This window comes from Bacillus sp. HMA207 (assembly GCF_003402455.1).
Classification (GTDB): Bacteria; Bacillota; Bacilli; order Bacillales; family Bacillaceae_G; genus Bacillus_A; species Bacillus_A cereus.
Map to the genome: position 1 here is coordinate 2,584,682 of NZ_BEZT01000001.1, position 14,569 is coordinate 2,599,250.

Genomic DNA, 14,569 nt, shown 5'->3' on the forward strand with positions numbered 1-14,569 from the left:
TTCATCTCCTCTACAATTATACTGCAACCGGTGCTTTAATTGCTGGATGCGGATCGTATCCTTCAATCGTTAAATCTTCCATTTCAAAATCGAAAACAGATTTCACATCTGGATTTAATGTAAGTTTCGGGAATGGACGTGGTTCACGTGCCAATTGCTTTTCTACTTGTTCAAAATGATTTGTATAAATGTGTGCATCACCAATTGTATGAACAAATTCTCCCACTTCAAGTCCGCATTCATGTGCAATTAAATGTGTTAGTAGTGAGTAACTTGCAATGTTAAATGGAATTCCAAGGAATATGTCACCACTTCTTTGATATAACTGACAAGAAAGCTTTCCATCTGCTACATAAAACTGGAATAGCGTATGACAAGGCGGTAAGGCCATACTTGGTACATCTTCTGGATTCCAAGCAGAAACGATTAAACGACGTGAGTCTGGTGTTTTTTTAATCATTTCAATTACATCTTTTAATTGATCAAGTGTCTCACCAGCTGTCGTTTTCCAAGCACGCCACTGTTTACCGTAAACGTCTCCTAAATAACCATATTTATTTGAGAACTCATCATCTTCTAAAACGTTCTTTTTAAACAATTCCATTTGCTCGTCGTACTGTACTTTAAATTCTTCATCTTGTTGTGAGCGAAGACCAAAATCAGTCATGTCAGGACCAGTATACTCATCACTTTCTACCCAGCTCTTAAAAGCCCATTCATTCCAAATGTTATTATTATGCTGCAATAAATAGCGAATATTTGTATCACCTTTCATAAACCAAAGCAGTTCACTTGCTACAAGGCGAAACGGTACTCTCTTTGTTGTTAATAAAGGAAAACCTTTACTTAGATCAAAACGCATTTGATATCCAAATACAGATACAGTGCCTGTCCCTGTACGGTCTTCTTTCTTCGTACCATGTTCCATTACATGGCGGCATAAATTTAAGTATTCATTTTCAGCATGTTTCATATGTAGGAAAACCTTCTTTCAATCGTATATGCAATTTATCATAACATGAAAAATGATAAATTTAATAATCCTAATTAATAAAATTTCTTGCGCTAATTCTTACAAAATTATTAACTTTCCGAATATAAAAAGGTTTTCATTTTCTATTACCGAAAGTATAGTGCGGTAGAACAAAATTTATATTTGGAGGTTAGAAGTATGTCTAAAATTGAAACGCCTGTTATGACTTCTTTACAAACAACGGTTGAAAAAATGATGAAGGATTTAAATGTTCCTGGTGCTGCTGTCGCTGTTATAAAAGACGGTGAAGTTATTATTTCAGAAGGTTTTGGCTATCGTAATATAGAAACAAAAGAGGCTGTTACACCGAATACTCGATTCGCAATCGGTTCCTCAACGAAAGCATTTGGCACACTTTCATTAAGCTTGTTAGCACAGCAAAAAAAGTTTAATTGGGATACCCCTATCCAGTCTTATATACCTAACTTTACTTTATCTGAACTACTTGCTAGCTCACAAGTTACAGGACGGGATTTAGCTTCTCATCGAACTGGAGTGAGTCGTCATGAGGCTCTTTGGTACAGTTCTTCCTTATCTCGAAAAGATCTCGTTGAAAAAATAAAACATTTACCACTTGATGCACCGTTCCGAACTGCATTTCTATATAACAACTTAATGTATGCAACAATTAGCTACATTGTTGAAAACATTACAAATCAAACGTGGGAGCAATACACTACAGAACATATTTTAGAACCTTTAAATATGAGACATACAAACTTCTCTGTTAACGATTCACAAACTACAGATGATTATGCTTTACCTTACATTGAAAATGACGGTGAAATAAAAGCAGTTCCATTCCGTAACATCGATACAGTTGGCGCTGCTGGGTGTATTAATTCCACAATTGAAGATATGGCAAATTGGGTACTTCTCCACTTAAATGAAGGAAAATTTGGAGATCATGAATTAATCTCCTCTGAATTATTACAACAAATGTATACACCACACAATTCAATTCCAGACCAACCGGTTTTATCACTCCCTGAATCTCCATTAAATAGTTACGGTCTTGGTTGGTTTATTAGCGCTTATCGTGGTAAAAAAGTGATTCATCATGGCGGTAATATCGATGGATTTTCAGCGCTTGTTTCATTCATACCAACAGAAAACATAGGCCTTGTCATTTTAACGAATGCTGGAGGAACATTACTTCCTACTTATCTCGCTAATCAAATTTATGACGAACTACTTGAATTAGAATCCATTGATTGGCATAAACGTGCTGTAGAAGATACTAAAAAAATGAAGGAAATGATGAAAGAAGCAACTGAATCCCTCCCTGAACAAATTAAAGGGACTACACCTTCGCACAAGTTAGAGGATTATACTGGTACTTTTGAACATCCTGCATACGGAACATTACAAGTATACAAACGAGATGATTCGTTATATGCACAATTTATGGAAATGGATATTCAATTAGGGCATCATCATTACGACATCTTCTCTGCAAAAGTTGACTTATTCCAAATGAAAATGAGCTTATTATTCGCTTATGAAATGAATGTAAGTGGTGAATTCCCATCCCTTCAGTTACATGTACCAGCTACATTAAGTACTCAGCCGCTTACATTTAAGAAAATTAAATAAGTATTTTGATGGTAAAAAATAAAGGTAGGTGCGAATCACACCTACCTTTTCTATTTCATATCAATCTTATCTGGTTGAAACCAAATTGGCTTCGATAACTCAAAGTTATTATGATCCTCTAAAACTATAGTAAGACGCTCTAACATATCCTCTAACATATGCGGTGCTGCTCGTAATGTCCAGACAACTGAGGAGAAAACTGTCATACCAACGTACACTGTGTATAATTTCCAGAACTCCTCTGGTATTTTCCTATTAAAGTATCCTTCTATTTGTCCGATTGAATACGGAATACTAATGTCCCTTGCAAACAGTGCAATTTTCACAAAATCATGAAGTGGGTCGCCCCAGTCGTAGCCATTAAAATCAACAACACCTACATATTTTCCATCCCGTACAATTATATTTTCTAAATGAAAATCATCGTGTTGAAATCGATTTGGGCGGTTCTTTAAAGATATTTCATTTTCTTCAATAAACTTTATGATTTTATCATCATTTTTTATGTTTATTCCACATGTTTTATATGCCTCTAAATATTTACTATGTTTTTTCATTGCTCTTTCATACCATGGAAGTATATTATTAGGAGCTTCATATGTATGCATTTTTGCTAAATCTTTTCCTGCCTCTATACCAATATCATATTGTTCTTTTGGTGAATACGTAGGCAATAGCTTCTTCGCATCCTCCCCTTCTAAATATGAAAAAATGCCATAGCATAAACCTTCTTCTGCCAACAAACCCATTTCAATTGGTTTTTGTGCTTGCACACTACGATTTTGCATTTCATTTAAAATTTGAAACTCTATTTTCTTTCTTTCATACTCTTTTATATCGCCTGTCCGCAATAAATATTTTTCATTATTCGTACTCGTAATTATATATTTCTTATCAGGCGAAAAACCTTTAGAAATTTCTTTAATATCCACTGCATCTTTTACTATTTGTATATTATTTTGCCATGCTGTAATTATCTTCATATCTATTCCCCTTACATTTCTGCATTTGGTGTATAGGCAACTTCTACAATAAATCCATTCGGATCGTAAAAATCAATCGTATAATAACCTTCCGAATAATGATCCATTTCAATTGGACCACGTATTACCTTCACTTTCGTACTAGAAAGAAAATCTGCTACTTCATCAACTACTTCTCTATGAATAGCTTGATAACAAATATGTCTAGGCCCTAACGTCCTTACAATTTCCTCATCTACTTCTTTAAAGTATATTTCACTTTCTCCTGTGCTATATGCTACTTCATTTAACTTTCTCCACCCAATTATGGAAAACAACTTATTATAAAAAGAAATGGATTCCTCTAAATTTGCTACCCAAAATTCAATATGATGAATGCCTGCTCGCAGTGTATTCATATTAAGAATACGCTCCTTGTACTACTTGCACAATTTCCATCGGCTTATGAACCATGTAATCTGGTGCATCTTTTTTCACTGTTTCAATAACATCATATCCCCAAGATACCCAAATTACGTTCACTCCAGCCTTTTTACACGCTGCTACGTCTCGCTGTTCATCACCGACATATAACATATCTTTCTCTGTTATTTTTTTTGATTTCAAAAATCTTTTTATCATTTTATCTTTACCAAACAAATTTTTAGAACAATACACTTCTTGAATATTTTCGATACCATTCTTGTGTAAAAACGCCCGAATATGCTCTTCTGAGTTCGATGATATGACTGCAATTCCGTAGCCTTTTTTATGTAGTTCATCTAATACTTCTTTCATCCCATGGAACAAAACGAGATTTTTTATAGCAGGCTGATATAATTTATAAAATTCCAACGCTAATATCGGTAGTTTATACAGTGGTACATTAAGTTGTTTACATCTCTCTGGCATCGTTAATTTACGTAAATGTTCAATTTCGTCTTCCTTTACTGCTTTATACCCATGTTTTTCAGCAAGTTGATTATAAATCGGTACAAATATATTTTGTGAATCTACTAATGTGCCATCAAAGTCAAAAACAATATATTTTTGCATTCCCATACTCCCTTTGCTTCTTTTTTCTAAACCTATGTTATTCAACAACATAGTTGTCTGTCCCTTCTATAAAAATAAAAAAGAACAAGATTTTCTCTTGTTCTTTTTAAGACAACCATTTCGGTGGTACATTCGTATTCCAATAAATATTTCCTAACTCATGATGTCCAGAGTATCCATCATCAAAACGGTGGTAATGGAAATTAAAATAATAACCATCTTGCGGTGGATGATCTCTTCTTACATGGAAACGCAATAAATCATTTCCAGATTTCGTATCGTAGACGTGAAAAATCTTCTCATTATTTCCACCAGCTGGTTTTTGAGAAATCGCTAATGATTGTAGTGAATCTTCTGGTACATCACTAGCAAGCTCAGCAATTGCCTCTTCAATTTTCGGTAATATTACATCTTTAAACTCATCTTCAATTACTGGACCAATTTTAGTACCAAACTTTTGCATCGACTGCTTCTCTGCTTCTTGCATTGCATAAGTAATAAAAGTATCGGTGGTTAACCTGTCATTCGTTTCTTCATATGTATAGGACGTGCTCTCCAAACTTTGTTGCCCAGCTGTGCTCGTAGGCTTGTCCGCAGCTTTGGCATTATCAAGTAATATGGAAGGAGGCGTCACTAAACCAAATGTAAACACGGTAATTAATGCGACTAAGGTTTTTCTAAACCAATTTGGCATTTATGTTCCCTCCCCTTTCACTCATTATTTTTTATATAACGGTGGTTTCTTCTATTATACAAAATGATTGTAATTTTTGCACTTTACAATTTTGTTAACGTTCACATATTTTTCACTTGAATATGAAATTGTAAGGTTTCATACAATAAAAATACAACAATAATAAGGAGGCGATCAGATGACTTTAGATGTCATGTATTCCGCCGCAAGCATACTCGTTTTAGTATATTTTATTTATCAATGTGTTACAGACTAGAAAAAGAGCCGTCAATGGCTCTTTTTTAATGGTAAAAATACAATCCATACAATTAATAAAATAAAAATAATGCCACCAATCACAGCTGGCAATAAATAAAACTGGGCAAGTATAACTATTCCATACAAAAGTATTGCTGGTAGTAGTAAATAACGATTTGCCTTCCATCTTAACAAAAGTAAGTTCCCTTCATCACAATATAAATGAAGAAACATCTTATTCGTAAATTCATTCCAATAATCACGTGCATAGCGAGAAATTGCAACTACAGCAAATACGAGAACAATAGCTGCAATCCACCTAGGAGTCATAATTATACTTGCAGTACTGATACATACAATTTGAATATAAAATATTCGTGCAGTACTTGTACGGAAAAATTCTTTCAAAAAAGATTCGACAATACGAGAATCAGCTTTTTTTCCTAAAAGTCTTTTAGAGTACGGAAACATCCACGGTTTTTTATTCGAACTACTCGGTTTAGCCGCATGACCACCAACTTGCATAATTCCGCTCGTCCAGCGCATGCTTTCCTCCTTTTCTTTCTCAATTTCTTTAAAAAAAACTTTTTATAATTCATTTTCGCTTTTACTAATACACTACTTAAGAAAATTACTAAACCGATAAATAGAATTGAATAAAATGAATTTTTATAAATAAAAAATAAACTAATTCCAAAAAAGGACACGCTCATAGAAAATACTACATTTTTTACAATCCATAAAACCCATCGTTTCTCCGCATGTACATGAATAAATCTCGTTAACAACGACATCATAAATCGAAATATAGTAAAGAATACCCAAAATAATAGGACTTGTATCTCTGTTACTCCGATACTTTTCATCAACACCGGTAACATAATAACGACTAATATTATATTCGTTATCGCTATTCGAACAAATGTGTACATCATGCCATACTGGACTAATTTTTGCATATGTGTTGCATACGAAATTAAAAATAAACTATCCGCTTGCTCAAAAAATGAACGAACTCCTCTCGGATATGTTACTAGATAAAATGCGAGTAATCCTAATCCGAAATAAATCGTCTCTTCCGTTGATAATTCATTTATCCATAGTGACCTATAATAGATTCCCATAAATATAAGTGCTGGAATAATAATATATAATGCGACTGTCCAATCTGTTACCGAACGTATAGACTTCCACTTCCGCTGAAGCTCATGGCGTAATCTTTTATAAAATTGTTGTTTAATCATGTTGTTCACGCCTTACGATTACATCAAAGCAGTCTAGTAATGAGCTACCCGGCATTTCCGCTAACATTTGAATAGATTCTAAATGTCCATCTGCGACTAATGTACCTTGTGAAATGAGTAAAAATCTTTCACAAATTTTTTCAGCAGTATCCAATACGTGCGTACAAAGTAAAATTCCTGCTCCGCGCTCTTTTTCTTTATATAAATAACTTAAAAACTCTTTCGTAGCTACTGGATCTAAACCGATAAAGGGTTCATCAATGATATAAAAATCTGGCTCAGTTAAAAACGCCAATATTAGCATCGATTTTTGTTTCATACCTTTTGAAAACTTTGATAAATACTCATGTTTATGCTTATCCATTCGAAAAGTATGTAATAATTGTTCCGCTCGTTCTTCCCAGCTTCCCATTTCACTTCCACGAGCAGCCATTAATAATTCAATATGTTCCCAGAGCGTCAAGTAATCATAGTATGTTGGATGTTCTGGCACGTATGCATACGGATTTTTCTTTTCACCGAATGATATTTCACCGTCCATATTTACAAGTAATCCGAGCATCGTTTTTATCGTCGTACTCTTCCCAGCACCATTCGCTCCAATAAGAGTAACTAGTTCACCTTTTTCGATAGAAAAAGCTATATCATGAATTGTTTTTTCGCCTATTTCATATCCAGCTGAGCGGATATTTACTTCTAACATGTATTTCCCCTCTTTCCATTTCTAATACAATCAAGGAAAATAATAACATATAATTATCTATATATTATTATAAAATATTTATTTTCATAGCAGGAAAAAACATTTTTTAACAGAATATTAAATGTTTGATTACATTTTATTGGAGTTGATAATATGTCTTTTCAAATTCGTGAAGCAACGATAGATGATATAGACGCACTTTGTTCTTTAACGAAAGAATTAAAAGGTTCCTCTATTTCCTATGAAGATATGAACAACCGCCTACAATTCGTACAAATGAGTCCGTTTGATTTTTTATATGTTTACGAGGAAGAAGAATCTATATTTGGATTACTTGGATTTCGTATACGTGAAAATTTAGAAGATGTAACACGTTATGGAGAGATTTCAATTATTAGCGTTGATTCTAACATACGACGGAAAGGCATTGGACAAGTTTTGATGGATTATGCCGAGCAATTAGCAAAGAAACATAATTGCATTGGCACATGGCTAGTTAGTGGAACAAAAAGAGTAGAAGCTCATCCTTTTTACAAAAAATTAGGTTATGAAGTAAATGGCTACCGATTTGTAAAATATTTTTAAACTACTTTATAAAGTGAAGGGACTATAACTATGACAAACATTAAAGCAATTTTCATTGATCGTGACGGTACAATTGGTGGTGACACTACAATACATTATCCAGGATCCTTTACATTATTTCCATTCACAAAAACATCCTTGCAAAAACTAAAAGCTAAAAATATAAAAATTTTCTCTTTCACAAATCAACCCGGTATCGCAGATGGAATAGCAACTGTAGCCGATTTTGTACAAGAATTAGAAGGCTTCGGTTTTGATGATATTTATGTATGTCCTCATAAACACGGTGATGGTTGTGAATGCCGTAAACCAAGTACAGGCATGCTGCTTAAAGCAGCAAAAAAACATGGACTTAATTTAACACAATGTGCTGTAGTTGGTGATCGTTGGACTGATATTGTTGCAGGAGCAAAAGTAAATGCGACTACGATTCTAGTCCGAACAGGCGCTGGGTATGATGCTTTGCATACGTACCGAGACAAATGGGCACATATTGAACCAAACTACATTGCAGATAACTTTGAAGATGCAACAAACTGGGTTTTAAATCAACTATAATACAAATGAAAATTTTGATTCACCCGAAATAATTTAAAACATAGTTAAAATAGCCTTTTTGGCAAATAATTGTATTCCACAAAACAGATCACCTCAAAAGGTAGCAAGTTCCCTTTTGATACGCAAACATTGCAATTCAAATTATATTTTTTATTAGTAACAGCAATTAACGTAAAGAAGGAATAGCTTAGTGGCTATCCCTTCTTTATTGACTTCTATTATTTACATTTGTTATCTGTTTTTATTGAGTATTCTCATCGTTTTTATACTCCAAAATATCCCCTGGCTGACACTCCAAAGCTTTACATATCGCTTCTAATGTTGAAAAACGAACCGCTTTTGCTTTCCCATTTTTCAAAATAGAAAGATTCGCCATCGTAATTCCAACCTTCTCCGAAAGCTCCGTTACACTCATTTTTCGTTTTGCTAACATGACGTCAATATTAATAATGATTGTCATATCCGCCACCTCAGACCGTCAAATCATTTTCTGATTTTATGTGAATTGCTTCTTGTAGAAGTCGTTGGAGGATAGCAGCAAAAACGGCGATAACGAGCGAAGCAAAAACGATAATGAGTCCCACTAGCCCAATAGGAGGGTCCATTTTTTTCGCTATAAAATGAAAAAGTGGCAAACTTAATACATACAAACCACTGATTGTAATTGCACAGCGCTTTATATTCTTTAACGCCTTTACTGATAATTCCGAGAACGCTGTGTTCTCATCAATGTACTGTAAAAGATTGAAAGCCTGATAAAGAGCAACGTAAAAAGGCACAGCTGCTCCATACATCACAATGAAAACAAGATATTTCATCGGAGCAATATTAGGATACAAATTTGCTGCGAAATTCGCCATTTCCGGCACTAAAAATATGCATAAAGCAAGTACTGAAATTCCAGCAAGAAAAATAATTACTTTTAAGAACGTTGTTGAACTTCGTTTAAGATTCATTTACAATACCTCACTTATTTAATGGCAACATAATTTTATCACAATATTTATTGTTTAACAATAAATAAATATCGTTTTATTTTTGTCATGTTTTTTAATTTAGGCAAAAATAAAAAAGAATTTCTCATTACAAAGAAATTCTTTTTCTTGAAAATGCCTCTTTCAACTTAATTTTTTAAAACGTTAATTCGTAATGGAAATAACGATTATCTCTCAAATAGCCATTTTCAGCGTATAATCGTTGTGCTGATAAATTATCAATCTCTGTTTGCAATTTTACACCTTTTGCTCCATTTTCTAATGCGTATTCTTTAGCAGCTTCTAATAATTTTTTACCTGTTCCGGCTCCACGCTTCGCCGCTTGTACAAATAAATCATTTAAAATCCATAATTCTTTCATTGAAATGGAAGAAAATGATGGATATAGTTGCGTGAATCCAATATATTCGCCGCCTTCAACTGCTACGAAAATAACGGACTCTTTTTTCTCAATTCGATTTCGTAAAAATACTTTTGCACCTTCTAAATCAGAATCCTGCCTATAAAACATGCGATAGTTATTAAAAACTGATGCTAGTCCATCTAAATCTGCAATTGTTGCCTCATATATTCTCATTTTACTCCATTCCCCTTCCAATACTGTCTCATTATATCCGTTGCCCATTTAGGCTGGTGTATTTCTTCTTTCGGCATAAACTCTTTCATTATTGGTTTTATATCCAATATAGGAGTGCCATCAATAGCATCTAATCCCTCAACAATAATTGATTTACCTTCTCTTTTGATCACCTTTACAATTGTTACACCTATGCGATTTGGGCGATTTTTCCCGCGCTGTGCAAAAATACCTACTTCAGGATAATCCTTATTATTTCTAGGATGTCTAGCAAAATACTGAATTTGCTCGTCAGTTACTTTATGAAAATAAAAAACAACTTCAATATGAGAAAAATCTTCAATCCCTTGTATACTTTCTTCTGCATACATTTCAGTTAAAGTTATACGGGATCTTACTTCTCCCCACTCATCATCTTTTATTTCCTTTCTTTCATTATGTACAAATGCGATTGGTTGAACTGAAAACATACGCATTCCCCCTTAAATGTAACCACTTACATTATAAAATATTTTCTGAATGTTTTCCAGATATACGAATTAAGTTTACATAATATAATTATAATCTATTTATCTAAAGCTACCTTGACTGCTTCAATTGCATGTATATGGGTCGTATCAAATATCGGGACTGATACGTTTTCTTGCTTTATTAATAAACCTATTTCCGTACAACCTAATATAATTCCTTGTGCTCCTTCTTGTACTAATTCTTCTATAACCCTTTTATAATACTCTCTAGATTGAACTACTATTTTTCCTAAACATAATTCTGTATATATTACTTCGTTTACTTTTTCTCTATTTGTTCCTGATGGTACTATTATTTTTATATCATGCTCTTCAATACGTGACTTATAGAAATCTTGCTCCATTGTATATTTAGTTCCAAGCAGACCAACCTTTTGAATGTCTTTTCTTTTAATTTCTTTTGCAGTTGCATCAGCAATATGTAAGACTGGAATATCAATTTTCGCCTTTATTTTTCCAACTACCTTATGCATTGTATTTGTACAAATGATTATAAAGTCTGCTCCCCCCTTTTGTAATGAATATGCCGCATTCCCTAGAATTTCTCCAGCACCATCCCAATCTCCGCTAGACTGACATCGTTCAATCTCTTCAAAATCCACACTATTAATCAAACATTTTGCTGAATGTAGCCCTCCTAATCTCTCTTTTATTTCTTCATTAATAATTCGATAATATTCAGAAGTTGATTCCCAACTCATACCACCTATAAGACCTATCGTTTTCATATAAACAAAACACCTACCTAAACTATTTTTATAAAACTAATAACAATGTTTTATTATGTATATTATACATAATAAAACAAGACTTTAAGTTTGGAATATAAAGTCTTGTTTTAACGGAATAATAAAGAATAATTCTACTTTCATTTCCAAGGGAATTTTTATAGAATATTCTGAAATTAACAATCTGATGTTTTTATAAATTCTTTATACTTATAATTAAAACACTCTCGATACAACTCTTTGATTTCATCATATGATGGAACACGTGGGTTATTAGCTGGGCTACCACTTTCAATTGCATCTGATGCCATTTTAGAAATAGCATTTTCAAATTCAATTTCATCGATTCCGTATTCTTTTAAATTTGGAATACGAAGATCAAAGCAAAGTTTTTTTATTTCACCAAGTGTGTAGTCTGCTACTTCCTCATCAGAATTCGAATACAAATCCTTATTTAAACTACGTCCAATTTTTGCTAACCTTTTTATTGCACTTGTTTTTGTAAACTCTAACACTGTAGGTAATAGTATGGCATTTGATATTCCATGCGGTACATGAAATAATGCTCCCACTGGCCTTGACATTCCATGAACTAATGTAACTGATGCATTAGAAAATGCAATTCCAGCTTGTAAGGAAGCAATCATCATCGCTTCTCTTGCCTCCATATTACGTCCATCTTCATATGCTATACGTAAATATTTCATAATACTTTCAATAGCTGAAAGAGCAAGTACATCTGTAAGTGGTTGTGAAACTTTAGAAATATACGCTTCAATCGCATGACATAACGCATCTATTCCTGTTGCTGCCGTAATTTGTGGGGGTAACGAACTTGTCAAAACTGGATCTATAATTGCTACTTTCGGTATAAAACTAGGATGCTTCATCATCATTTTTACATCTGTTTTTTTATTCGTTATTACTGCTACACTTGTAACTTCCGATCCAGTACCAGAAGTTGTTGGAATTGCAATAAGTGGTAGTGGATTGTTTTCTATTTCAATATCCTTTTGGACATAATCCTCAACTTCTCCACCATTTGTATATAAAACCGCTACTGCTTTCGCAGCATCAATACAACTTCCACCACCAATACCGATAATAAAATCGCACTTTTCCTCTTTACAAAGAGATAACGCTTCTAATACGTGTATATTTGTAGGCTCAGCATCCACTTTATTATATGTACTAACAGTAATACCTTTCTTATTTAATTGTTGCATACACTTTTCAGCATATCCTAATTTTTCCATAATTGTATCAGTAACTATAAAAGCTCTTTTCCCTAACTTTTTTGATTGTTCTCCCAGTTTTTCAAGCGAATTCCTTCCATATAATACCGACTTTGGCATACGAAACTCAGAAACCTCTTGCAAGTCCCCCACCCCTTCTTATCCTAATTAATATTTTATAACATAAATTATCGATTTGATGAATCTTTACGATTCGAATGTTTAATAGAGTCCTGTTAAAGTATAGAATGCGATAACTAAAAATACAGCAACCGTTTTCAAAATTGTAATAGCAAATATATCTTTATATGACTGTTTATGTGTTAATCCTGTTACTGTAAGAATAGTAATAATAGCCCCGTTATGTGGTAGTGTATCCATTCCTCCTGATGCCATTGATACGATACGGTGCATAACTTCTAATGGAATATCAAATTGATTGGCCGCTGCAATAAATTTATCTCCCATTGCACTTAATACTATTCCCATTCCTCCTGATGCCGAGCCTGTAATTCCAGCTAAAATATTCGTCGTTACTGCACCATTCACTAACGGATTTGTGAAAGTAGCAGAGATGCCATCTCTCATAATTGCGAAACCTGGAAGTGCTGCAATGACACCACCGAATCCAAACTCAGCTCCTGTATTCATCGTTGCAAGTAGCGCTCCACCAATACTTGTATTCAATCCAGCTTGGAAACCTGTTACTACTCGCTTCCAATATAATAATAACGTTGTTAAGATCCCTATAATAAGTGCCAATTCTACAGACCAAATTCCTACTACTGCACTTAATTCTACTTTTCCAAATGCTTTCATACCAATTGCAGAAAAATCAAAACCGCTTGGATACCACTTCGGTATCATAATAGTAAACACTTTATTCATTACACCTACTAAAATAAGTGGTATAAATGCAATAAGTTGTTGTGCTCTTGTGATTTCAATGTTATTAATTAATGGCATATTTTTTTGTTCTACTTGCAAAGATGCTGCCATTTCAGTATTTCCATCATTAAAACCAAAGTATCCTTCACCTGCCGCTTTTGCCTTCTTACGTCTACTCTCTAAATATAGTAAACCTAATGTAAGAACAAAAATTGCTCCTACAATCCCAAGTATCGGTGCAGCATAAATATCCGTTTTAAAAAATGTTGTAGGTATTACATTTTGAATTTGTGGTGATCCAGGTAACGCATCCATTGTAAACGTTACTGCTCCAAGAACAATCGTTCCAGGGATTAAACGCTTTGGAATATTAGCTTGTCGAAACAACTTAGCTGCGAACGGATAAACAGCAAACACTACTACATACACACTAACACCACTATACGTTAAAATAGCCCCCATTAATACAATCGCTAATATAGTACGTTTTTCACCAACTAACTCAATAATCGTTTTTGCGATAGAATCTGCAATTCCTGACATTTCCACTACTTTCCCAAATATTGCTCCTAATAAAAACACAGGAAAATATAATTTTATAAATCCAACCATTTTCTCCATAAAGATATTAGAAAAGAAAGGTAATACATAACTAGGTTCTGTCAAAAATACTGCAAATAATGCAAATATCGGCGCGAATAAAATAACAGAAAAACCTCTGTATGCTACGAACATAAGTAAACTTAGTGCTAATAATATAATAACTAACTCCAATTTTACCCCTCCATTAAACAGAATATTCTAAATTTTATTGATAAATTTCTACTAACCTTTTAATTCTGACATCCCTCCTCTTATTCATACAAATTTTTATGCTAAAAATGTCTAATTATAATTATTCGATTACATATGAAAAATCCCTTTAAACAGAAACGAATTCATCGTCAT

Annotated in this window: 16 protein-coding genes and 1 pseudogene; 3 read left to right on the forward strand and 14 right to left on the reverse strand. The window is 33.5% G+C overall.

What is annotated here, in order from left to right:
- Positions 1–16: 16 nt before the first annotated feature.
- Entirely contained in the window at positions 17–973 is a 957-nt protein-coding gene (locus HMAS_RS13390) for a thymidylate synthase (protein WP_000679609.1), read from the reverse strand.
- Between the two features lie 198 nt (positions 974–1,171).
- Between HMAS_RS13390 and HMAS_RS13395 the strand changes: the two genes are divergently transcribed.
- Complete coding sequence (locus HMAS_RS13395) at positions 1,172–2,629, forward strand: serine hydrolase (protein WP_114555965.1); 1,458 nt, start codon at positions 1,172–1,174, stop codon at positions 2,627–2,629.
- 50 nt (positions 2,630–2,679) lie between these two features.
- Here HMAS_RS13395 and HMAS_RS13400 read toward each other — a convergent pair whose 3' ends face one another.
- The 6 genes and pseudogenes from HMAS_RS13400 to HMAS_RS13425 all read right to left on the reverse strand — a co-directional run bounded on the left by HMAS_RS13400 (position 2,680) and on the right by HMAS_RS13425 (position 7,525).
- Positions 2,680–3,612 (reverse strand): aminoglycoside phosphotransferase family protein, encoded by a 933-nt coding sequence (locus HMAS_RS13400; protein WP_000692085.1) that lies wholly within the window; start codon positions 3,610–3,612, stop codon positions 2,680–2,682.
- Between the two features lie 11 nt (positions 3,613–3,623).
- Positions 3,624–4,010: a VOC family protein gene (locus HMAS_RS13405; RefSeq protein ID WP_001094666.1), complete on the reverse strand. Its 387-nt coding sequence runs from the start codon at positions 4,008–4,010 to the stop codon at positions 3,624–3,626.
- Between the two features lies 1 nt (position 4,011).
- On the reverse strand, positions 4,012–4,647 hold the full coding sequence (locus HMAS_RS13410; RefSeq protein ID WP_025687389.1) for an HAD family hydrolase: 636 nt from the start codon (positions 4,645–4,647) through the stop codon (positions 4,012–4,014).
- A gap of 106 nt (positions 4,648–4,753) precedes the next feature.
- The gene (locus tag HMAS_RS13415; RefSeq protein ID WP_001134421.1) at positions 4,754–5,341 is read right to left on the reverse strand and encodes a YpjP family protein; all 588 of its coding nucleotides are present in this window, start codon (positions 5,339–5,341) and stop codon (positions 4,754–4,756) included.
- Positions 5,342–5,608: 267 nt separating this feature from the next.
- Positions 5,609–6,822: pseudogene (locus HMAS_RS13420) on the reverse strand (ABC transporter permease).
- Positions 6,815–7,525, reverse strand: coding sequence for an ABC transporter ATP-binding protein (locus HMAS_RS13425; RefSeq protein ID WP_114555962.1), 711 nt, complete (start codon positions 7,523–7,525; stop codon positions 6,815–6,817). The pseudogene HMAS_RS13420 and the gene HMAS_RS13425 overlap by 8 nt, the downstream one beginning before the upstream one ends.
- A gap of 153 nt (positions 7,526–7,678) precedes the next feature.
- Here HMAS_RS13425 and HMAS_RS13430 point away from each other — a divergent pair, with 153 nt between their 5' ends.
- Positions 7,679–8,110: a GNAT family N-acetyltransferase gene (locus HMAS_RS13430; protein WP_006925122.1), complete on the forward strand. Its 432-nt coding sequence runs from the start codon at positions 7,679–7,681 to the stop codon at positions 8,108–8,110.
- A 30-nt stretch (positions 8,111–8,140) separates the two neighbouring features.
- The gene (locus HMAS_RS13435) at positions 8,141–8,668 is read left to right on the forward strand and encodes an HAD-IIIA family hydrolase (protein ID WP_000181785.1); all 528 of its coding nucleotides are present in this window, start codon (positions 8,141–8,143) and stop codon (positions 8,666–8,668) included.
- A gap of 241 nt (positions 8,669–8,909) precedes the next feature.
- Here HMAS_RS13435 and HMAS_RS13440 read toward each other — a convergent pair whose 3' ends face one another.
- The 7 genes from HMAS_RS13440 to HMAS_RS13470 form a co-directional block, all read right to left on the reverse strand.
- Entirely contained in the window at positions 8,910–9,128 is a 219-nt protein-coding gene (locus tag HMAS_RS13440) for a helix-turn-helix domain-containing protein (protein WP_000152534.1), read from the reverse strand.
- A 10-nt stretch (positions 9,129–9,138) separates the two neighbouring features.
- A complete protein-coding gene (locus HMAS_RS13445) occupies positions 9,139–9,624 on the reverse strand; it encodes a DUF2975 domain-containing protein (protein WP_006925119.1) in 486 nt (161 codons plus the stop codon).
- A gap of 175 nt (positions 9,625–9,799) precedes the next feature.
- Positions 9,800–10,240 (reverse strand): GNAT family N-acetyltransferase, encoded by a 441-nt coding sequence (locus HMAS_RS13450; RefSeq protein WP_006925117.1) that lies wholly within the window; start codon positions 10,238–10,240, stop codon positions 9,800–9,802.
- Positions 10,237–10,710: an SAM-dependent methyltransferase gene (locus HMAS_RS13455; protein ID WP_000493250.1), complete on the reverse strand. Its 474-nt coding sequence runs from the start codon at positions 10,708–10,710 to the stop codon at positions 10,237–10,239. Before HMAS_RS13455 ends, HMAS_RS13450 begins: the two co-directional genes overlap by 4 nt.
- Positions 10,711–10,805: 95 nt before the next feature.
- On the reverse strand, positions 10,806–11,498 hold the full coding sequence (locus HMAS_RS13460) for an aspartate/glutamate racemase family protein (protein ID WP_000848568.1): 693 nt from the start codon (positions 11,496–11,498) through the stop codon (positions 10,806–10,808).
- 176 nt (positions 11,499–11,674) lie between these two features.
- On the reverse strand, positions 11,675–12,877 hold the full coding sequence (locus tag HMAS_RS13465; protein WP_116344874.1) for an iron-containing alcohol dehydrogenase: 1,203 nt from the start codon (positions 12,875–12,877) through the stop codon (positions 11,675–11,677).
- A gap of 78 nt (positions 12,878–12,955) precedes the next feature.
- The gene (locus HMAS_RS13470) at positions 12,956–14,395 is read right to left on the reverse strand and encodes a GntP family permease (RefSeq protein ID WP_000424327.1); all 1,440 of its coding nucleotides are present in this window, start codon (positions 14,393–14,395) and stop codon (positions 12,956–12,958) included.
- Positions 14,396–14,569 lie beyond the last annotated feature (174 nt).